Annotated in this window: 18 protein-coding genes and 1 pseudogene; 11 read left to right on the top strand and 8 right to left on the bottom strand. The window is 37.1% G+C overall.

All coding sequences use genetic code 11. From position 1 onward, the window contains the following. Window positions 1–42: 42 nt before the first annotated feature. Both SJY24_RS19945 and SJY24_RS19940 read right to left on the bottom strand, forming a co-directional pair. Window positions 43–392 (bottom strand): annotated as a pseudogene (locus SJY24_RS19945) (hypothetical protein). 47 nt (window positions 393–439) lie between these two features. After that, window positions 440–940: a hypothetical protein gene (locus SJY24_RS19940; RefSeq protein ID WP_377865917.1), complete on the bottom strand. Its 501-nt coding sequence runs from the start codon at window positions 938–940 to the stop codon at window positions 440–442. A 480-nt stretch (window positions 941–1,420) separates the two neighbouring features. Here SJY24_RS19940 and SJY24_RS19935 point away from each other — a divergent pair, with 480 nt between their 5' ends. Genes SJY24_RS19935 through narI form a run of 4 tightly spaced genes read left to right on the top strand, consistent with a single transcriptional unit; the run spans window position 1,421 to window position 7,826 of the window. Further along, window positions 1,421–5,104, top strand: a complete 3,684-nt coding sequence (locus SJY24_RS19935) for a nitrate reductase subunit alpha (RefSeq protein ID WP_377865916.1) — start codon at window positions 1,421–1,423, stop codon at window positions 5,102–5,104. Beyond that, the gene (gene narH, locus SJY24_RS19930; protein WP_377865915.1) at window positions 5,094–6,569 is read left to right on the top strand and encodes a nitrate reductase subunit beta; all 1,476 of its coding nucleotides are present in this window, start codon (window positions 5,094–5,096) and stop codon (window positions 6,567–6,569) included. Before SJY24_RS19935 ends, narH begins: the two co-directional genes overlap by 11 nt. Window positions 6,570–6,588: 19 nt before the next feature. Beyond that, window positions 6,589–7,119 (top strand): nitrate reductase molybdenum cofactor assembly chaperone, encoded by a 531-nt coding sequence (gene narJ / locus SJY24_RS19925; RefSeq protein WP_377865914.1) that lies wholly within the window; start codon window positions 6,589–6,591, stop codon window positions 7,117–7,119. Between the two features lie 17 nt (window positions 7,120–7,136). Next, the gene (gene narI, locus SJY24_RS19920; protein ID WP_377865913.1) at window positions 7,137–7,826 is read left to right on the top strand and encodes a respiratory nitrate reductase subunit gamma; all 690 of its coding nucleotides are present in this window, start codon (window positions 7,137–7,139) and stop codon (window positions 7,824–7,826) included. A gap of 119 nt (window positions 7,827–7,945) precedes the next feature. Here the strand turns inward: narI and SJY24_RS19915 are convergent, their stop codons facing one another. Next, window positions 7,946–8,638, bottom strand: coding sequence for a Crp/Fnr family transcriptional regulator (locus SJY24_RS19915; RefSeq protein ID WP_212090556.1), 693 nt, complete (start codon window positions 8,636–8,638; stop codon window positions 7,946–7,948). A gap of 477 nt (window positions 8,639–9,115) precedes the next feature. Here SJY24_RS19915 and moaA point away from each other — a divergent pair, with 477 nt between their 5' ends. The 7 genes from moaA (at window position 9,116) to SJY24_RS19880 (ending at window position 14,954) form a co-directional block, all read left to right on the top strand. Beyond that, complete coding sequence (moaA, locus tag SJY24_RS19910; protein ID WP_377865912.1) at window positions 9,116–10,129, top strand: GTP 3',8-cyclase MoaA; 1,014 nt, start codon at window positions 9,116–9,118, stop codon at window positions 10,127–10,129. A gap of 17 nt (window positions 10,130–10,146) precedes the next feature. Beyond that, a complete protein-coding gene (locus SJY24_RS19905; RefSeq protein WP_377865911.1) occupies window positions 10,147–11,160 on the top strand; it encodes a molybdopterin-synthase adenylyltransferase MoeB in 1,014 nt (337 codons plus the stop codon). A 42-nt stretch (window positions 11,161–11,202) separates the two neighbouring features. Beyond that, window positions 11,203–12,492, top strand: coding sequence for a molybdopterin molybdotransferase MoeA (locus SJY24_RS19900; RefSeq protein ID WP_377865910.1), 1,290 nt, complete (start codon window positions 11,203–11,205; stop codon window positions 12,490–12,492). Window positions 12,493–12,536: 44 nt separating this feature from the next. Continuing rightward, window positions 12,537–13,007, top strand: a complete 471-nt coding sequence (locus SJY24_RS19895) for a molybdenum cofactor biosynthesis protein MoaE (RefSeq protein WP_377865909.1) — start codon at window positions 12,537–12,539, stop codon at window positions 13,005–13,007. Continuing rightward, window positions 13,004–13,237: a molybdopterin converting factor subunit 1 gene (moaD, locus tag SJY24_RS19890; RefSeq protein WP_377865908.1), complete on the top strand. Its 234-nt coding sequence runs from the start codon at window positions 13,004–13,006 to the stop codon at window positions 13,235–13,237. Before SJY24_RS19895 ends, moaD begins: the two co-directional genes overlap by 4 nt. Window positions 13,238–13,317: 80 nt before the next feature. Beyond that, window positions 13,318–14,487, top strand: coding sequence for a nitrate transporter NarK (narK, locus tag SJY24_RS19885; protein ID WP_002031603.1), 1,170 nt, complete (start codon window positions 13,318–13,320; stop codon window positions 14,485–14,487). A gap of 269 nt (window positions 14,488–14,756) precedes the next feature. Then, window positions 14,757–14,954, top strand: a complete 198-nt coding sequence (locus SJY24_RS19880) for a PspC domain-containing protein (RefSeq protein WP_377865907.1) — start codon at window positions 14,757–14,759, stop codon at window positions 14,952–14,954. A gap of 194 nt (window positions 14,955–15,148) precedes the next feature. Here SJY24_RS19880 and SJY24_RS19875 read toward each other — a convergent pair whose 3' ends face one another. The 5 genes from SJY24_RS19875 to nirB all read right to left on the bottom strand — a co-directional run bounded on the left by SJY24_RS19875 (window position 15,149) and on the right by nirB (window position 20,550). After that, window positions 15,149–15,622: a precorrin-2 dehydrogenase gene (locus SJY24_RS19875; protein ID WP_377865906.1), complete on the bottom strand. Its 474-nt coding sequence runs from the start codon at window positions 15,620–15,622 to the stop codon at window positions 15,149–15,151. Further along, window positions 15,615–16,328: a sirohydrochlorin chelatase gene (locus SJY24_RS19870; protein ID WP_377865905.1), complete on the bottom strand. Its 714-nt coding sequence runs from the start codon at window positions 16,326–16,328 to the stop codon at window positions 15,615–15,617. Before SJY24_RS19870 ends, SJY24_RS19875 begins: the two co-directional genes overlap by 8 nt. Further along, on the bottom strand, window positions 16,325–17,749 hold the full coding sequence (locus SJY24_RS19865; protein ID WP_377865904.1) for a uroporphyrin-III C-methyltransferase: 1,425 nt from the start codon (window positions 17,747–17,749) through the stop codon (window positions 16,325–16,327). Before SJY24_RS19865 ends, SJY24_RS19870 begins: the two co-directional genes overlap by 4 nt. A 62-nt stretch (window positions 17,750–17,811) precedes the next feature. After that, the gene (gene nirD / locus SJY24_RS19860) at window positions 17,812–18,129 is read right to left on the bottom strand and encodes a nitrite reductase small subunit NirD (protein ID WP_377865903.1); all 318 of its coding nucleotides are present in this window, start codon (window positions 18,127–18,129) and stop codon (window positions 17,812–17,814) included. A gap of 15 nt (window positions 18,130–18,144) precedes the next feature. Continuing rightward, window positions 18,145–20,550: an NADPH-nitrite reductase large subunit gene (gene nirB, locus SJY24_RS19855; RefSeq protein ID WP_377865902.1), complete on the bottom strand. Its 2,406-nt coding sequence runs from the start codon at window positions 20,548–20,550 to the stop codon at window positions 18,145–18,147. Window positions 20,551–20,556: the final 6 nt, after the last annotated feature.

Below are 20,556 nucleotides of genomic sequence, written 5' to 3'. Positions count from 1 at the left end.
TAAATAAAGCCGACTTCATGTAGAGGCTAGCCACTTAAATTATTACAATTCTTTATTTTTCTCTTTTTTTAATTCTTTTTGTTTATCTAACCAAATATGAATTAATTCTACCAATTCTATTGTTTTTACCTCACAATATTCACCTTTACCATCTTCGGCTAAATTGTCTAGCACAGTAGTTGTGTCGTTCCGAATTTCTAAACCGCAAATGTTGCCATTTACTACTCTGTAATTTTTTCTCCGTTTAAAACACTATGTATTTCTTCTAAAATCCAATCTCCAAAAGCAGAAACTTCAACTCCTAAAAAAGTTTCAACAAGTTTAATTTCTTGAGGAAGTCTCATAACTAAATCTCTATTGTTAGGTACTTCAAAACTATATGGGTATTTTATTACTATTCAACTCCTTTATACCTAGCATCACTCTTGTCCTAATTAAATTATTGTAAAAGTAGATTATTATGAAACTCATCTATCCAATAGTTCTCTGATTCAGGTATGAATTCAGTGAAACTTTCATATTTACCTATCCAATCTTTTGGTACATATTCTTCATATGATGCTGGTTCTGGAAACATGGAATATAGTATTTTATCATCAAAGTTAATTAATAACACCGGACTAAAATCTAATAGATCTTCTCCTGCATGTTGACTTTTAATATTTTCAAGTAGTAAATAATTTAATTCCTCTTTAGTTGTGTTATATTTATTAATCCTTTGTAAAAATACTTCTACATTTTCATTGTCTAATACTTTTATTCCATTTCTTTCTTCAGTTTCGTCATTATCTTCAATGCTTACACCTAAATTTTTATATGCATTATCTAACTTATTATAATCCAAAAACCATAGTTCTTTATCTGTTACATACCATCTAAATTCATTATTATATATGACGGCTACTACAATGTTTTCTGCATAAAGTGGTTCTAATATCATAATATCCTCCTTTTATTATTACCTTATAATCCCGCCATTCTTGGCGTATTCTTCTCTACATTCAATCCAAGGTGCTGGCAATTCATAAGAATTTCCTGACGTTTTTGGGGCAACTATTTTCAGGACATTTGCCCTTGGTTTAGCGAATTTGATTTAAAGTATTGCATTTTTATTTATAAAATCATCTAACGATTTAGGTATATCAAATTCAACTACTTTTAAATTAATACCTCTATTATATAAGAAATATTTTGCATGCTCATTATTATCTGTACTTCATCTTAAACTTAGCTAGAAGCGAGGAAGTAATGTAACAGTCAGTGAAGGATGTGAACCTCACAATGATTAGATTTTAATTTTTTCATATTTTCCACTGAATTTATGACAATCTCTTGAACTGTGCGAAATATCACATCTGTATTTTACAACCTCTCTTATAGTAAGGGTATGTAAGAGAGACGTATTAAAGGAGTGAACAGTATGAAGAAGAAACCTTCAGCACTAATGAGACGTTTAAAATATTTTTCACCAATAGATCGTTATAACGATAATCATACACAAGAAACATATGAAGATCGCGAATGGGAGAATGTGTACAGAAAGCGTTGGCAGCATGATAAAGTAATTCGTTCTACACACGGCGTGAACTGCACTGGTTCATGTAGTTGGAACATTTATGTGAAAGATGGAATTGTAACTTGGGAAGGGCAAGAGCTTAACTATCCAACGACAGGTCCTGATATGCCTGATTTTGAACCACGAGGATGTCCACGTGGAGCGAGTTTTTCTTGGTACATTTATAGTCCACTTCGTGTGAAATATCCGTATGTACGTGGTGTTCTTTGGAATATGTGGCAAGAGGAACTACAAAATAACGAGTCACCACTAGATGCTTGGAAAAGCATTGTGGAAAACCCTGAAAAAGCACGTACGTATAAGCAGGCGCGTGGTAAAGGGGGATTCATTCGTGCGAATTGGGATGAAGTATTACAACTCGTTTCTGCTTCGTTACTTTACACAATAATTAAATACGGCCCAGACCGAAATGTTGGTTTTTCACCAATTCCAGCTATGTCGATGTTAAGTCATGCAGCGGGTAGCCGCTTTATGCAACTTATGGGTGGACCGATGCTTAGCTTCTATGATTGGTATGCGGATTTACCACCAGCTTCTCCGCAAATTTGGGGTGATCAAACTGATGTGCCAGAAAGTAGTGACTGGTATAACTCTGGTTACATTATGACGTGGGGTTCAAATGTACCGATGACGAGAACACCAGATGCACACTTTTTAGCCGAAGTTCGATATAAAGGGACGAAAGTCGTTTCTGTAAGTCCTGACTTCGCCGAGTCTACTAAGTTTGCGGATGATTGGATTAGTGTGAAACAAGGTACAGACGGTGCACTTGCGATGGCAATGGGGCATGTGATCTTACAAGAATTTTACGTAGATAATCAAGTGGAATACTTCACAAAGTATGCGAAGCAATATACTGATTTTCCTTTCTTTGTCACATTGAAACAAAAAGGAGAGCAATTCGTCGCTGATCGTTTCTTAAATGCTACTGATATTGGACGTGAAACGAAGTTAGGAGAATGGAAGCCTGTTCTTTGGAACGAGAACACAAAAGATTTTGCAACACCGCACGGCACAATGGGATCACGTTGGGATAACGAAAAGAAATGGAACTTACGTTTAGAAGATGAAGAAACAGGTGAAAAGATTGATCCACGTCTTTCTTTACTTGGAATGGAAGATAGTGTTGAAACGGTACAAATTCCATACTTCTCTGATGATGGAAATACAATATTAGAACGTACCATTCCAGTGAAAAAAGTTATGACAGAAGAAGGAGAAGTGTTCGTTACAACTGTATACGATTTAACGTTAGCGAATTACGGTGTGAACCGAGGGCTTGGCGGACAAGAGCCGAAAGATTTCAATGATGACGTACCGTTTACACCTGCATGGCAAGAGAAAATGACAGGAGTGAACCGAGAGCTTATTATTCAAATCGCTCGTGAGTTCGCACAAAATGCTGTTGATACAAATGGTCGCTCAATGATTATTATGGGGGCGGGTATTAACCATTGGTTTAACTCTGATACGATTTATCGCGCAGTTTTAAATCTTGTTCTTCTCGTCGGGGCACAAGGTGTAAACGGCGGCGGTTGGGCGCATTATGTTGGGCAAGAAAAATTACGCCCAGCAGAAGGATGGCAAACAATCGCGATGGCAAAAGATTGGCAGGGGCCACCGAAATTACAAAACGGTACATCTTTCTTCTATTTCGTAACAGATCAATGGCGCTATGAAGATACACCGGTTGGACATTTAGCATCACCAGTTGAGGGCAACTCTCGTTATCAACATCACGGTGATTACAACGTATTAGCAGCACGACTTGGTTGGTTACCTTCTTATCCAACATTCGAGAAAAATGGAATTGAATTATATAAAGAAGCTGTTGCTGCTGGTGCAACAACGCAAGAAGAAATCGGAAAATATGTTGCACAAAAACTAAAAGAAAAAGAACTGAAATTTGCGATTGAGGATCCAGATAATAAAAATAACTTCCCACGCAACTTATTCGTATGGCGTGCAAACTTAATTTCAAGTTCTGGTAAAGGTCACGAATATTTCTTAAAACATTTATTAGGTACAACAAACGGATTAATGAATGACGATAGTGATTCATTGCGACCAGAAGAAATTAAGTGGCATGAAGAAGCACCAGAAGGGAAGCTTGATTTACTCATTAATTTAGATTTCCGTATGGCTGGAACAGCACTTTATTCTGATATCGTCTTACCTGCTTCAACTTGGTATGAAAAGCATGATTTAAGTAGTACAGATATGCATCCATTTGTACATCCGTTTAATCCAGCAATCGGTTCACCGTGGGAAGCACGCTCTGACTGGGATATTTTCACCTCTCTTTCTAAAGCTGTGTCCGATTTAGCGAAGAAAATCGATCTTGAACCAATGAAAGAAGTTGTTGCAACACCACTTCTTCACGATACACCGCAAGAGTTAGCGCAACCACTTGGCAAGATTAAAGATTGGAGCAAAGGCGAGTGTGAACCAATCCCAGGTAAAACGATGCCGCAAATTCATGTTGTCGAAAGGGATTATAAAACGATTTATGACAAAATGACAGCACTTGGACCAAATGCCGGAAAGCAACCGATTGGTACGAAAGGGATTTCTTGGTCCGCAGAAAAAGAATATGAGCAATTAAAGAGTCGATTAGGAGTCGTTCGAACGGATACTATTGCGAAAGGATGCCCAGACATAAAAGAAGCAATTAACGCTGCTGAAGCGGTATTAACGCTTTCTTCTACAACAAATGGTCATATGGCTGTAAAAGCATGGGAAGCACTTGAAAAACAAACGGATTTAAAACTACGTGATTTAGCAGAAGAGCGTGAAGAAGAATGCTTCACATTCGAACAAATTACAGCGCAGCCAAAAACAGTAATTACTTCACCAGCTTTTACAGGTTCTGAAAAAGGTGGACGACGTTACTCACCATTTACAACAAATGTGGAACGTCTTATCCCTTGGAGAACGATAACGGGTCGACAATCTTTCTACTTAGATCATGACATGATGAAAGAATTTGGTGAAACGATGGCAACATTTAAACCAATTCTGCAACATAAACCGTTCCGTAAATCACGTCCCGAAGTAGAAGGAAAAGAAATTACACTAAACTATTTAACACCGCATAATAAGTGGTCGATTCATAGTATGTATTTTGATTCATTACCGATGTTAACGCTGTTTAGAGGTGGTCCAACTGTTTGGATGAATAAAGATGATGCGAATGAAGCTGGTGTTGCAGATAATGATTGGATCGAGTGCTTTAACCGTAACGGTGTTGTCGTAGCGCGTGCTGTCGTAACGCACCGTATACCGAGAGGAATGGCATTTATGCACCATGCACAAGATCGCCACATTAACGTACCTGGTACGAAATTAACGAGTAACCGCGGGGGAACGCATAATAGTCCAACTCGAATTCACGTCAAACCTACACATATGATTGGTGGATATGGTCAATTAAGCTATGGATTTAACTATTATGGTCCAACTGGGAACCAGCGCGACTTAAACGTTGTAATTCGCAAACTGAAGGAGGTAGATTGGCTTGAAGATTAAAGCACAAGTCGGAATGGTAATGAACCTAGATAAATGCATCGGCTGTCATACTTGTAGCGTAACGTGCAAAAACACCTGGACAAATCGTCCAGGTGCTGAATATATGTACTTCAATAACGTAGAAACGAAACCTGGAATTGGTTATCCAAAACAATGGGAAGATCAGGAGAAATATAAAGGCGGCTGGGAATTGAAAAATGGTGAAATTCAGCTGAAATCCGGTTCGAAAATGAAACGCCTTATGAATATTTTCCACAATCCAGATCAACCAACAATTGATGATTACTTTGAACCTTGGAACTATGATTATGAAACGTTAACAAATAGCCCGCAGCGTAAGCATCAACCAGTTGCTCGTCCGAAATCAGCAATTACAGGCGAATTTATCGACAAAATTGAATGGGGTCCAAACTGGGAAGATGATTTAGCTGGTGGACATATAACAGGATTGCAAGATCCGAACGTAAAGAAAATGGAAGAAGAAATTAAAACAGATTTTGAAAATGTCTTTATGATGTATTTACCACGCATATGCGAACATTGTATGAATCCATCTTGCGTATCTTCTTGTCCATCTGGTGCGATGTATAAACGTGAAGAAGATGGGATTGTTCTTGTAGATCAAAATGCATGTCGTGCATGGAGATTTTGTGTATCTTCTTGTCCGTATAAAAAAGTGTATTTTAACTGGCAAACAAATAAAGCAGAAAAATGCACCATGTGTTTCCCTCGTATTGAAGCTGGTATGCCAACGATTTGTTCGGAAACATGTGTAGGACGTATTCGATATATTGGGGTAATGCTATATGACGCTGACAAAGTGAAAGAAGCAGCTTCTGTTGAAGATGAAAAAGATTTATATGAATCTCAGCTTACTGTTTTCCTAGATCCAAATGATCCAGAAGTAGCAGCTGAAGCGAAAAAACAAGGCATTCCTGAAGAATGGATTAAAGCGGCACAACAGTCACCAATCTATAAAATGATTATCGATTGGAAAATCGCTCTACCGCTTCACCCAGAGTATCGTACTATGCCAATGGTTTGGTATATCCCGCCGCTTAGCCCAATTATGAATATGGTGGAGGGGAAAGGTAGTAACTGGCAAGCAGAAGAGATTTTCCCTGCTATTGATAATATGCGTATTCCAATTCAATATTTAGCTAATTTACTTACTGCAGGAGATGAATCACATATTCGACTTACATTGAAAAAAATGGCTGTTATGCGAACGCATATGAGAGCATTGCAAATTAATAAAGAACCAAATGAAGCTGTATTAAAAGAAATTGGTTTAACGAAACAGGATGTAGAAGATATGTATCGTCTTCTTGCTATCGCGAAATATAAAGATCGCTTCGTCATTCCGGCCTCTCACCGCGAACAAGTTGCAGATTTATATAGTGAACAAGGAAGTTGTGGTCTTTCCTTCGCAGGTGGCCCAGGATCTTGCACGACAATTTCTTAAATAAAGGGGGCAGAAAATTATGAAACAAAGTTTACAAACTGCTTTTTCTTGTTCTTCTTTTCTTCTCTCCTATCCAGAACTTGGGTGGGGAGAAGCTTTAACTGAATTACAAGAAGAGATTGAAGTGATTGAACAGGAAGACGTTAAAGCAGCACTTACAGCATTTATAAAACAAGCACTAAATAAAACGAATGATCAATTAATTGATTCTTACGTATATACATTCGATTTTGGTAAAAAGACAAATATGTATTTAACGTATATGAACACTGGTGAACAAAGAGAAAGAGGTATTGAATTACTAGAGTTAAAGCAGCATTATAAAAAATCTGGTTTTGAAGTAACAGATAAAGAACTACCTGATTATTTACCGCTTTTGCTTGAGTTTTTTGCAAATGCAAATGAGCAAGATAGTGAACCAATTATGAGTAAATACAAGGAGAACATACAAGCATTACACGTTCAGTTAAAAGAAGCAGATAGTATGTATGAACCAATTCTTGCGGCTGTACTACTCGCTATCGATACATGGGGTATACAGACAAATTAGAAAGGAGAGTTGTCAAAATGATGGATCAATTTCTATGGGTGTTGTTTCCCTATATCATTTTTGTAATCTTTATCGGCGGACATATTTTTAGATACAATTATGATCAATTTGGATGGACATCAAAATCTAGCGAACTATTAGAAAAGAAAATGCTCCGAATCGGAAGTATATTATTCCACTTTGGGATCATGTTCGTCATTGGTGGTCATGTTATGGGGATTTTAATTCCAGAGTCTGTATACCGTTCAATAGGTATTTCTGAGCATATGTATCACATAATGGCAATTAGTTTCGGGCTTCCGGCGGGTGTTGCTTCTATCATCGGCTTAATTATATTAACGTACCGCCGTGTAACAGTAAAACGCATCATTGCAACGAGTACAAAGGGAGATTATATTGCGCTTATTTTATTACTAATCGTAATGCTAGCAGGACTTTCTTCAACCTTTTTAAATATCGACTCAAAAGGGTTTGATTATCGTACAACAATCGGTCCGTGGTTCCGAAGTCTCTTTATTTTCCAACCGAAAGTTGAATATATGATGGAAGTACCAGTATGGTTTAAAATTCATATAATTGCAGGTATGGGGCTATTCGCAGTATGGCCATTTACTAGACTTGTACATGTATTTAGTGCTCCAATTAAATATTTAAGCCGTAGTTATGTGATTTACAGAAGACGTATTCCTAATGAATTGAAAAAATAATGCCACAGTAAACGAATAGAAGTTAGCAGCTAACATGAAACGAGGTCTAATGGAAGGCCTCGTCTTTTTTTAGGAAATAACTGTATGCAAGAAAAAAAGATTAGCATCTAAATAAGATGCTAATCAATACTACAAACAGAGGCAGAGCAATCTTCACAAGCAATTTCACATTTTAAAAATTGTAAATCATGGATTGTAATCTTTCCTTTATGAATAGAAATCGTACCTTTTTTTTTCAAATCATTTAACATTCGATTTACACTTTCACGCGAAGTTGCACAGAAATTAGCAAGTTCTTGATTCGTTAATGGTAAATCAATGAGAATCCCATTTTCTTTTAACACACCGTAACTATTTGTCATTCGAATGAGAGTAGAATATAGGGCACCTTTTTTGCCGTGTAATACTAAGTCTCGGAACTTCGTTTGCATTCTTCTTAAATGTTCACTAATCCATTTCATAAATTCAAATACAAGAGCGGGTTTTTGGAGTAATGCTTTTTCTAAGGTTTCACGCTTTATAACTCCTACTTCAACATCTTCAAGGCATTTTGAATTTAATAAATACTTTGCATTGTCCGTGAACAATGTTAATTCACCAATAATGTCATATTCAGAACAAATACGAAGTGTTAATTCTTGCCCATCAGCACTTAGTTTACTAATTTGTACTTTTCCGGAGTGGATGATATAGAGTTCTGTTGCCTCCATACCTTCTTGGAAAATAAAACTTCCTTTTTTAATCTGCATTTTATATTCAACAGATGCAAGTAATTCCTTTAAATCTTGAGATAATGTCATACTGTTTGCCACAGCGGTCACCTTTCTTCTCATAAAGTGAAACTTTAATCAGTGGGGGATTTTGTTCATTCCCCACTGATTATTAGTTGAACCAATCGGGCTTTTACGGGCAGTTGATCCCCACCTAACTTCTTTGTCCCAGCCGAATTTTGAGGTGGGGGTCTTACTGCCCGGCGAATAGCGGGATAAGCAATACATTTTCTATTTTGAATGTAACTATGATGAAAATGCAAGAGCTATTTTAAAAATAAATTAAAATTTCAATGACCGTAAGGGGAGGTGATCTTAAGTTTTTAGTTTGAAAGGTTCAATACGCAAAGTGGATGGGACTAAAGATGTGAACAAAATTCGAACGGATTTGTGAAGAATTTTTGAATGGGGAAAGTAATGTGAGAAAAGTCACATTGAATATGTAGCTTCTTTTTTATAATAAAGGCAAATAAAAAATTGAAACTTACTAAGGATTACAGTAGAAAAGAAGGGATATAGATGCACGAGAAGATGAAAGATTCTTTAGAGCGGCGACTTCAAGATTTACGTATTTCAGTTATTGATCGTTGTAATTTTAGGTGCACATACTGTATGCCAGCTGAAGTGTTCGGACCTGATTACGCTTTTTTACAGGAAGAGTTTTTATTAACGTTCGATGAAATAGAAAGGTTAGCGAAATTATTTATAAGTATGGGAATAAATAAAATTAGACTTACTGGCGGTGAACCTTTATTGCGTAAAGACTTACCGAAGTTAATCGCAAGGCTTGCAAAGCTAGAGGGCTTAAATGATATTGGACTCACAACAAACGGTATTCATTTAGCAAAACAGGCAAGGGCATTAAAAGAAGCGGGATTAAAACGTGTAAACATTAGTTTAGATGCGATAGAAGATCATGTCTTCCGAAAAATTAATGGACGAAATGTAAGTACAAAACCTGTATTGAAAGGAATTGAAGCAGCAAAGGCTGCAGGATTAGAAGTAAAGGTAAATATGGTCGTAAAAAAAGGTATGAATGATAGTCAAATTCTTCATATGGCTCGTTATTTTAAAGAACAAGAAATTCAGCTCCGTTTCATTGAGTTTATGGATGTAGGCAGTACGAACGGATGGAATTTTGAACAAGTTATTACGAAGGAACAATTAATAGAGAAGATCAATCGCGTATATCCGATTGAGCCTGTTCAACCTCGTTACTTTGGCGAAGTTGCGAAATTGTATCGATATGTAGGGAGCGATGCAGAAGTTGGATTTATTACTTCAGTATCTGAGTCATTTTGTTCTTCTTGTACGAGAGCTCGTATTTCGGCAGACGGCAAGTTTTTTACGTGCTTATTTGGAACGAAAGGAACGGATTTGCGAACGCTTCTTCGAGAAAATATTTCTGATGCTTCATTATTAAAAATTCTCCAACATACATGGGAGTACAGAACAGATCGGTATTCAGATGAAAGAACGGCGGAAAGTACAAATAAACGTCCAAAAGTTGAAATGTCTTACATTGGCGGATAGCGAAAGGAGGGTTCTCTATGCAAGAGCGATATTCAAGGCAAGTATTGTTCTCTGGAATTGGTGAAATGGGACAAAGAAAAATAAGAAAAAAACATGTGCTCCTAATCGGTGCGGGTGCACTTGGAACTGCGAATGCAGAAGCGCTCGTTAGGATGGGAATTGGGAAATTGACAATTGCCGATCGTGATTACGTTGAATGGAGTAATTTACAGCGGCAACAGTTATATACAGAAGAAGATGCACAGCAGTCTAAACCGAAAGCAATTGCAGCGGCAGAACATTTAAGAAAGATTAATTCTGAATTGGAGATTGAGCCAGTTATAACAGATGTCACAATGCAAGAAATAGAAGAATTAACAAAAGAAGTGGATCTCATAATAGATGCGACTGACAATTTCGATACGCGTCTACTTATAAATGACATTTCACAAAAAGAAAATATACCTTGGATATATGGTGGATGCATTGGAAGTTACGGTGTAACGTATACAATTCTTCCTGGGAAAACACCATGTTTTCGCTGTCTGATGGATCATCCTATGGGCGGCGCAACATGCGATACAGCAGGAATCATTCAGCCAGCTGTACAAATGGTCGTTGCTCACCAAGTGACAGAAGCGATGAAAATATTGGTGGATGATTTTCAGTCGCTAAGAGGGACGATGTTATCATTTGATATTTGGAACAATCAATATCTCTCATTAAAAGTAAATAGACAGAAAAAAAGTACATGTCCATCTTGTGGAAGTGTACGCACGTATCCAAGTTTAACATTTGAATCACAGATGAAAACTGAAGTGCTATGCGGGCGTAATACAGTTCAAATCCGTCCAGGGATAAAGCGAGTTCTTAATTTAGAAGAAGTTCAAAAGCGCTTACAAAAAAGCGTGAGTATCAAAAAAACTCCATATTTACTATCGTTTCTAGTAGATGAATATCGTTTTGTTTTATTTACAGACGGTAGGGCATTTATTCATGGGACAAATGATGTGAAAATGGCAAAACGATTATACGCAAAATATATAGGATGAGCAGAAAGAGAGTTTATCCTTACCAAAACGAGGTGAAAAAGAATGCTAGAAAAACGTGAACCAATTCCAGTAGCAGAAGCAGTTGCACGTGTAATGGATTATGCTTACCGGGGTGAAATAGAAAAGGTTTCTCTTATAGAAAGCTACGGTAGAACGCTTGGAGAAGATGTTATTGCAGATCATGATGTCCCGCATTTTGATCGCTCTCCGTACGATGGGTTTGCAATTCGAGCAGAAGATACAAAAGAAGCAAGTAGCAGTAATCCGATTCGGTTTGAAGTGATTGGTGAGATCGGGGCAGGTTCTGTTTTTAGAAAAGAAGTGAAAGCATTTCAAGCTGTCCGTATTATGACAGGTGCGGCAATTCCAGCGGGGTGTAATGCCGTTGTTATGTTAGAGCTAACGGAAGGGTTTGAAGAAGACGAAAAGACGTATATGACATTAAAACGCTCTTTCGCTGCTGGTAATAACATTTCTTTTCAAGGAAAAGATGTAAAACAAAATGCCATACTTGTGAAAAAAGGGGCTTCTATTAACCCTGGAGTAGCGGCGCTTCTTGCTACGTTTGGTTATAGTTCAGTACATGTTGTAAAACAGCCGGTTATTGGAATTGTGACGACAGGAAGTGAACTGCTTGAGGTACATGAACAATTAAAGCCAGGGAAGATTCGAAATAGTAATTCTTATATGATTGCTGCTCAAATTGAACGAGCGGGTGGAATTGTAAGGTATTATGGACAGTTCGTTGATGAATTAGAGACGTGTTATAACACTGTAAAAAAAGCGATGAAAGAAGTCGATATTTTAATTACAACTGGTGGCGTTTCGATAGGAGACTATGACTATTTACCTGCTATTTATGAGAGATTACAAGCTAATGTACTTTTCAATAAAATAGCGATGAGACCAGGAAGCGTGACTACTGTAGCTGAGCTAGAAGGAAAACTATTATTCGGTCTATCTGGTAATCCTTCTGCTTGTTATGTCGGATGTGAATTATATGTTAGACCAGTTATTCAAACATATTTGCATAGAAAAGATCCGCACGTATATCGTGCAGAAGCGATTTTACAGAAAGATTTTCCGAAAGCAAACCCATTTACTCGTTTTGTAAGAGGGAGAGTGGAAATTGTAGATGGCCAATTGCAAGTTACACCAGTTGGTTTAGATAAATCTAGTGCAATTTCTTCACTTGCAGAAGCGAATGCATTTATCGTCCTGCCGGGAGGGACGAGAGGATTTGAAGCAGGAATAACTGTTTCGGTGCTGTTATTAGAATCGAGCTTAGGAAGCGAGTGGCCATGGGAAGAACCACTTCGATCATACAAATAATAGAAAAATAGATTGCTAACTTATACAAAGATAAGAGGTGCAAAATGACACATGCGTATTATGAAGTAATTGATACTCCTATTTCAATTGAAAGTGTTACGAATAAAGTAATTCGGCGTGAATGTGGTGCGGTTACTACTTTTATTGGTACTGTCAGAGAATTTACGAAAGGACGTCGTACACTATATTTAGAGTATGTAGCTTATAAGACGATGGCGGAAAAACAGCTTGAGAAAATTGGTAATGAAGTAGAAGAGAAGTGGCCTGGGACATATGTAGCAATTACACATCGCATTGGTACATTGGAAATTTCTGATCTTGCTGTTGTTGTCGCCGTTTCTACGCCACATCGGAAAGCAGCTTATGAAGCGAATGAATATATTATGGAACGCATAAAACAAGCTGTTCCGATTTGGAAGAAAGAGTTTTGGGAAGATGGTGAGTCATGGATAGGTGATCAGTTAGAGAAAATAGCATATGCAAATGGCGAGCCTGAAAAGGAGATGAGAACATGATTGAAGTACTATTATTTGCACATCTGCAAGAAGAAGCAAGTAAACCGGCCTTGCATATAGATTGTGAAAATATTACGGTTGCTGAACTAAAGGAAGTTCTGGTTAAGGAATATAACGTAGCAATTTCAAACGAGGTTATGGTCGCCATAAATGAAGAGTATGCAAATGAAGATGACATCATTCAAACTGGCGATATTGTAGCAATGATTCCGCCAGTAAGTGGTGGTTGATTCTTTTCAGCCTAATCATGTTAGGACGTGATTAGGCTGGAGAGAATGAATATAACTATGCATACATAGGAGGGAACAGGATGAAAAGTCCTAATTTTCAATTAAGTTTACAAACTTCTAATCTAGTTATCGGTTTTATGGTATGGGTCATTTTATCATCATTAATGCCTTATATTAAAGCGGATATTCCATTAACTGCGGGACAAATTTCTATGGTCACAGCAGTACCGGTTATTTTAGGTTCTATTCTTCGTATTCCAATTGGTTATTGGACAAATCGTTACGGAGCAAGAAAATTATTCTTTATTAGTTTTATTCTATTATTATTTCCTGTCTTTTATATTAGTGTTGCCAATTCAATGATGGATTTAATTATTGGTGGATTATTTGTAGGGATCGGTGGGGCCGTATTCTCCGTAGGGGTAACTTCTTTACCGAAATACTTTCCGAAAGAGAGTCACGGTTTTGTAAATGGTATTTACGGTGTCGGTAACGCCGGAACAGCAATTACTTCATTTTTAGCACCTGTAATTGCGACATCAGTTGGCTGGAGAACGACAGTACAGTGTTATTTAGTTTTACTTGCAGCATTTGCACTTATGAACTTTTTATTAGGCGATCGTAAGGAAAAAAAGGTGAATACACCATTAATGGAACAAATAAAAGGTGTATATAAAAATGAAAAGCTATGGTTTCTATGTATCTTTTACTTTTTAACATTTGGATCATTTGTTGCATTTACAGTATATTTACCAAACTTTTTAGTATCTCACTTCGGATTAGAGAAAGTAGATGCAGGCATGCGGACAGCTGGATTCATCGTATTAGCAACAATGATGCGCCCAATTGGTGGCTGGCTCGGGGATAAGTTTAATCCATTTAAAATATTAATCTTCGTATTTATCGGCTTAACACTATCTGGTATTGTTTTATCATTCATGCCTAGCATGAACGTGTATACGTTTGGTTGCTTACTAGTTGCATTCTGTGCAGGTATTGGAAATGGAACAATCTTTAAGCTTGTCCCAATGTACTTCTCTGAGCAAGCAGGGATTGTAAATGGGGTTGTGTCAGCTTTAGGTGGATTAGGAGGATTCTTCCCGCCATTAATTTTAACATTACTATTCCAACTGACAGGTCATTATGCAATTGGATTTATGGCATTATCAGAAGTAGCGCTTGCTTGTTTAATCATTACAGTGTGGATGTATAGCCAAGAGAAGCTGTTAGTGATGTTAAAGAATCATTAATAAGGAAAAAGAACCGTCCCAAAGTATTATGGGATGGTTCTTTTAGTAATAGGCTTCAACATGTTTTATTGCTATCTTAACAAAAGCTTGTTTTCTAAAATAATATGGTTTTAAAATGAAAAACATAAGGTTTATGGGATTTTATGTTAATATATAGATAGTAGATGTTATTCAATTAAAGGGTAGGTTAGTAAAAGGAATTTTAAATCTCTTCCAAAGATTAAACTAATTTTTAGCATACAAATATTTAATTGGATCGGGGTGTTTAGATGAAAAAATTATATAAGTCTACTCAAGATAAACAAGTATCAGGTGTATTAGGTGGCTTAAGCGATAAGTATGGAATTGATGTTAGTATCCTTCGAATAGTGACGGCATTATCAGCCTTTTTTACTAGTGGATTAACAGTGTTAATTTATATAATAGCTGCAATTGTTTTGCCTACAGATAAAGAAATGAAGAGATAAATGTATGAACTTAAATAATAGGACCTTTAACAGAACAAGTAGATAAAGGCACTCCGCCTCTTACACGTCTAGGATATGAGAAAAGAACTTCCACTAAGCGGTAGGAGTGTCAATTATTTGTTTAATCATAGAAAGAACAAACGCCTCTAAAAAACGTTTGTCCAAAGTACATTCATAGTTAGATAAGAGGTAGATTATGATTTATGTGTACGAGAAAGCTTTTTTATAAGATTAGGAAAAATAGATGTTAGTTCCTGCTTCATACGCTTCGTAAACGATGGATCCTTACCTGAAGTTGAAATCGTTACAACATATTCATCATTTCGTATGACACCAGGTGTGTGAAACGATGATTCTGTACCATCACTTACAACGTTAACCCATTGAAAATTATGGGCGGCCTGTTTGACCATCATATTGACATCATGTTGATTTGTAGCTGCATAAATAAGGTGAGCATCTTTAATATCATCATTACTAAAAGTTTTTTGCTTCCAAGTAATATAAGGAAGTTCCTTCATTTCCTCGCAAATCTCTGGGCTGATAACGGTGACAAAAGCGCCTGTACCTTTTAATCCAGACGCTTTTCGATATGCAATTTTACCTCCACCAATGATAACGACCACTTTTTTATTTAGATTAAACATAAGAGGGTACATGTTATACATACACACATTCCTCCATTCGTTCTAATAATACTAATTTCATGTATGTATCAAACTGAAGGCAGTTACAAGTTGTAACGTGATCATATTTTTTTGTATGCAATTTGATTTTTTGAAGTAACAAACCGGTAAAGAGAAGGTACGGCATGACATATACATGGGACGCAGTCGATGTTATAGTCTTGAGCTCAGCAGTAAAAGTGGGGGTTCCTTTCGTTAAAAAGGAGCACGATACTGACATACCGAGTTTTCGTTCGACAGCTGTTCCGATTTGTTGTAATTCATAAATGGGCTGAGGATCACTGCTACCTCTTCCTACGAGTAAAATACTACTACCACCTTGCAATGGCATAGTTTCACGTATTCTTTTTGCTACAAGTTCCACCATATGTGGATGCGTACTAAAAGGTGGTACAACTGAAAATGCTATATATGGATATTTCTTTTGTAGTTGCTCTATTTCAAAAGGAATATCACGTTTATAATGAGCTGCCGCAAATAATAAAACAGGTACAATCATTATTTCAGTTGCTCCCTCTATTATTGCTTCTGTAACTGCATCCTGAATGGTAGGATTTGTAAGTTCAAGAAAAGCCATTTTTTGAATCCGTTCGTTACGTTCTTTCATAACAGATTGAATAAAGTGAATGAATTGTTCATTACCTTCTTGCAGGCGACTACCGTGTCCAACATATACAATTCCTTTCATCGTACCACCATGTCTTTCTTCATAATAATATCTTGTAATTGATGATCTACGTTATGAAATCCGACTTTATTTGCATAGTGTAAAGTTGGAATATCAGTATACGAGAATGGGAGAGTAAGAATATCGATAAAGTTAAGGCGTTTTATTTCTGCTAGAAACGTATCAATAGAAGCACGTCCTTCAAATACTATGCTATCCCATGAGAATTCAGAAAGCATACGAGAATGAATTTCATCGAAGCGATGATCAATTGTATACTCATGAGTCATCATATAAGACCCAGCACCAATTTTTTCTTGAATAAAACCAATTCGATTAATATTTCTGCCTAAATAAATAGTTGTATCGGAAGAGAACTCTGCTTGTTTACTTAGTAGCCCATATTGCATAAGTTTTTCTTGAGTGGCAACGTTCATATACTGCAGTTTCGCCTGTAAGGAACGAATATCTTTCTGGTCTTTACTACATGATCGCATCAAGATTTCTACACTTTCAGCTGAACAAAATACAAGGCGATCAACGTTAAAAATTTCATTGATTTGTTCAGATGTTAATGTGTATTCTTCCCTTTTGAAAGTTGGAATTTGATATATTTCTGCACCGGATTCTTGTAACATTTGTTTTATTAAACTTTCTTTATTCGTTGCGGATGCAAATAAAACTTTTTTACCATGTAATGGTTTACGTTCTTTCCAAGCGATTTGATTACGTAAGGAAACGACATCACCAACAATTGTCATAGAAGGGTTAGAAATATTTTCGTTTTGGACGACATGAACTATTGTTGATAGTGTCCCTGTGACAACGCGCTGCTTTCCAGTTGTACCCCACTCAATGACTGCTACTGGCGTATCTGTTTTCTTTCCTGCTTGTAGTAAGCTTTCACAAATTGTAGGTAAGTTTTTTATACCCATGTAGTAGGCGATTGTGTCGCTATTGTGGGATGAATTATATTTTCCATGATCGGTTAAAGGACCTTTTGCATGCCCAGTTAGTAAAGTCACGCTATTACTGTAATTACGGTGGGTGAGGGGGATACCTGCATAGCTACTAGCGGCGATGCTAGATGTAATACCTGGTACAATTTCATATGAAATGTTCGCTGCTGCTAAAGTTTCTGCTTCTTCACCAACACGGCCAAAAATAGAGGGATCGCCGCCTTTTAAGCGGACAACGGTTTTTCCTTCTTTCGCAAATTGAAGGAGGTGGGCATTAATCATTTCTTGACGCATAGTATGATTCTTTGGCATTTTGCCGCAATAAATAAGTTCGCATGTTTCTTTCGTATAATTAAGAAAGGTAGGATTTAATAAGCGGTCATATAAGACGATATCTGCACGCTTTAAGCAATCTATCGCTTTCTTTGTAATAAGCCCTTCATCACCTGGTCCTGCACCAACTAAATATACATATCCGTTCATAATCGCACCTCATCTATTTTTATTTAAAAGGAAGCCAAGGGGGAGGCTTCCTTTTTTAAAAATTACATGTATATATAAATGTCACCATTAATAACTTCTACTTCATAAGTTTGAATACAACCGTCATCAGGTTTTTGAACTTCACCTGTTAGTAATGAAATTTTCCAATCATGTAGTGGACAAAAGACGAATTCTCCAGATACAATTCCTTCTGCTAACGGTCCGTTTTTATGAGGACAACGATTTTCTACAGCTCGAATATCGCCATTTGAAAGGCGGAATAGGGCGATAGACATACCTTTTATTTGCACCTCTTTACCGATTTGAATAGGAAGGTCTTCCGCACACATAACTCTTATTTTTTCTTTCGTTTGTATCATATAGATCACAGCTCCTTATTTTACAGTTTCTACTTCATACATCGCTTTTAAAGACTTCGTTTCTAGTGCTTGTCCCCAAGCTTCCGTATATGTGCTACGAGCTGTTTGGAAACGCTCATTTAACATCGTGACCTTACTTGTATCTTGTAGTATTTCTTTTATGTGATCGAAGCCTAGTCGTTCTGTCCAGTAGGCAGTACGCTCTCCGTAAATACCAGTTTCACGATAATATTGCATGTAAGCTGTAGCGATGCGAAGGACATCATCTTCAGTAGGGACAATCATTACAAAATCAGCCTCGCGTACTTCCGTACCACCATTTCCGCCGATATAAAGTTGGAATCCATTTTCAACACACACAACGCCGAAATCTTTCGTCAGTACTTCCGCACAGTTACGTGGACAACCCGTTACACCCATTTTCATTTTATGAGGTGTATCTACCATTTCTAATGACTGTTCAAGGAGCATACCAAGTCCTAGTGAATCTTTCGTACCGAAACGACAGAAGCGAGAACCGACACATGATTTTACATTACGAAGCGATTTTGAATACGCATATCCAGAATTCATATGTAAGTCAGCCCATACGTTAGGTAAATCTTGTTTCTTAACACCATATAAGCCGATTCGGCTCGCACCTGTAATTTTCACGAGAGGAACATCATACTTTTTCGCAACTTCAGCAATTTTCATTAAATCATCTGCTGTTGTAACGCCTCCATACATACGTGGAATAACAGAGAATGTACCATCATGCTGGATGTTACCATTCATTCTTTCATTAACGTAACGGGACGATTTATCGTCTGCATATTCTTCTGGAATCGCCATACGTAAATAGTAGTTTAAAGCAGGACGACATTTTGAACAGCCATCTTCATGGGCAAAACCAAGAACATTTCGTACTTCTTTTGGCGATTTTAAACCTTTCTCGTGAATTGCTGCTACAACTTCATCACGTGATAAAGTTGTACATCCGCACATACCAGCAGATTGTGCAGAGGCATCAAAAGCATCTCCAAGTGTATGAGATAAAACTTGTTCTACTAGCGGACGACATTTACCACAAGATCCTGCGGCTTTCGTGCATCCTTTAACTTCTTCAAAAGTAGTTAACTCTTGTTCTAAAATGGCATGAACAATTGCACCTTTCGTAACGCCATTGCATCCACAAATTGTGTCATCCGCACTCATTGTAGCAACGTCAAGTTCGCTTTCTTCACCAGCTTTGTGAAGAAGGGAAGCAGCTGTATATTCTTGTATATCTTCTTCTTTCTTTAACATGCTAAAGAGGCGTGTACCGTCAGCTGTATCACCATATAAAACGATACCAATGACTTTATTGTCACGAATTAATACTTTTTTATAGGAACGTTTACATTCATCAAAGATTGATATTGCTTTCGTCTGATCATCTTCATATATTTGGCCAGCAGAGAATAAATCACAACCTGCAACTTTTAATTGCGTACCGACGATACTGCCCGTATATCCATTCGTTTGTAAATTCGTTATATGTTTCGCTAATATTGCCCCTTGTGCATAAAGAGGAGCAACAAGTCCATAAGCGATACCATCATGTTCTGCACACTCGCCAACTGCATAAATGGATTCATCATTTGTAAGCATATAGTCATTGACTACAATGCCTCGATTGACAATGAGACCAGCATCTTTTGCTATTTTCGTATTTGGTCGTATTCCAACAGCCATTACGATTAAATCACAATCTACAACTTCACCATCTTCAAATTGAATGCCCTCAACATAGTCTGTACCAAGAATTTTTACAGTTTTCTTTTCCATTAAAAACTTCATGCCTTGTGCTTCTAAATCTTCACGCAATAGGGAAGCGGCTTTCGTATCTAGTTGTTGCTCCATTAGGCTAGGCATTAAATGAACAACATGTACGTCCATTCCTAAGTCAATAAGACCTCTTGCGGCTTCTAAACCGAGTAATCCACCACCAATGACAACGGCCTTTTTCTTTTCTTTAGCGGTATCCATCATAAATTGTGTATCTTCAATTGTTCGAAATCCTGTTACACCAGGAAGGGTAGAACCTTCAACTGGTAAAATAAAAGCACTAGAACCTGTTGCGATAATGAGTTTGTCGTATGTAAGAGTACGATTTTTTTCTGTGACAATGACTTTTTCCTCGCGGTTAATACTTTGAACTCTCTCGTTTGTATTTAAAGTTATTTCGTTTTCTTCGTACCAACTATATTCGTTCATAATGATATCTTGCATATTTGTTTTGCCTTGTAGAACATGAGAGAGCATAATGCGATTGTAGTTTGGATGTGGTTCATCTCCAAAAATAGTAATCTCATATGAATCACTATCATGTTTTAATATTTCTTCCATACAGCGTATTCCAGCCATACCATTTCCGATTATAACTAAACGTTTTTTCATATTTAT

The sequence above is a fragment of the Bacillus sp. R86525 genome (assembly GCF_042466195.1).
Lineage (GTDB): Bacteria > Bacillota > Bacilli > Bacillales > Bacillaceae_G > Bacillus_A > Bacillus_A nitratireducens.
Note: the sequence above shows the minus strand (reverse complement) of the source record. Positions and strands in the feature narration are given on the sequence as shown.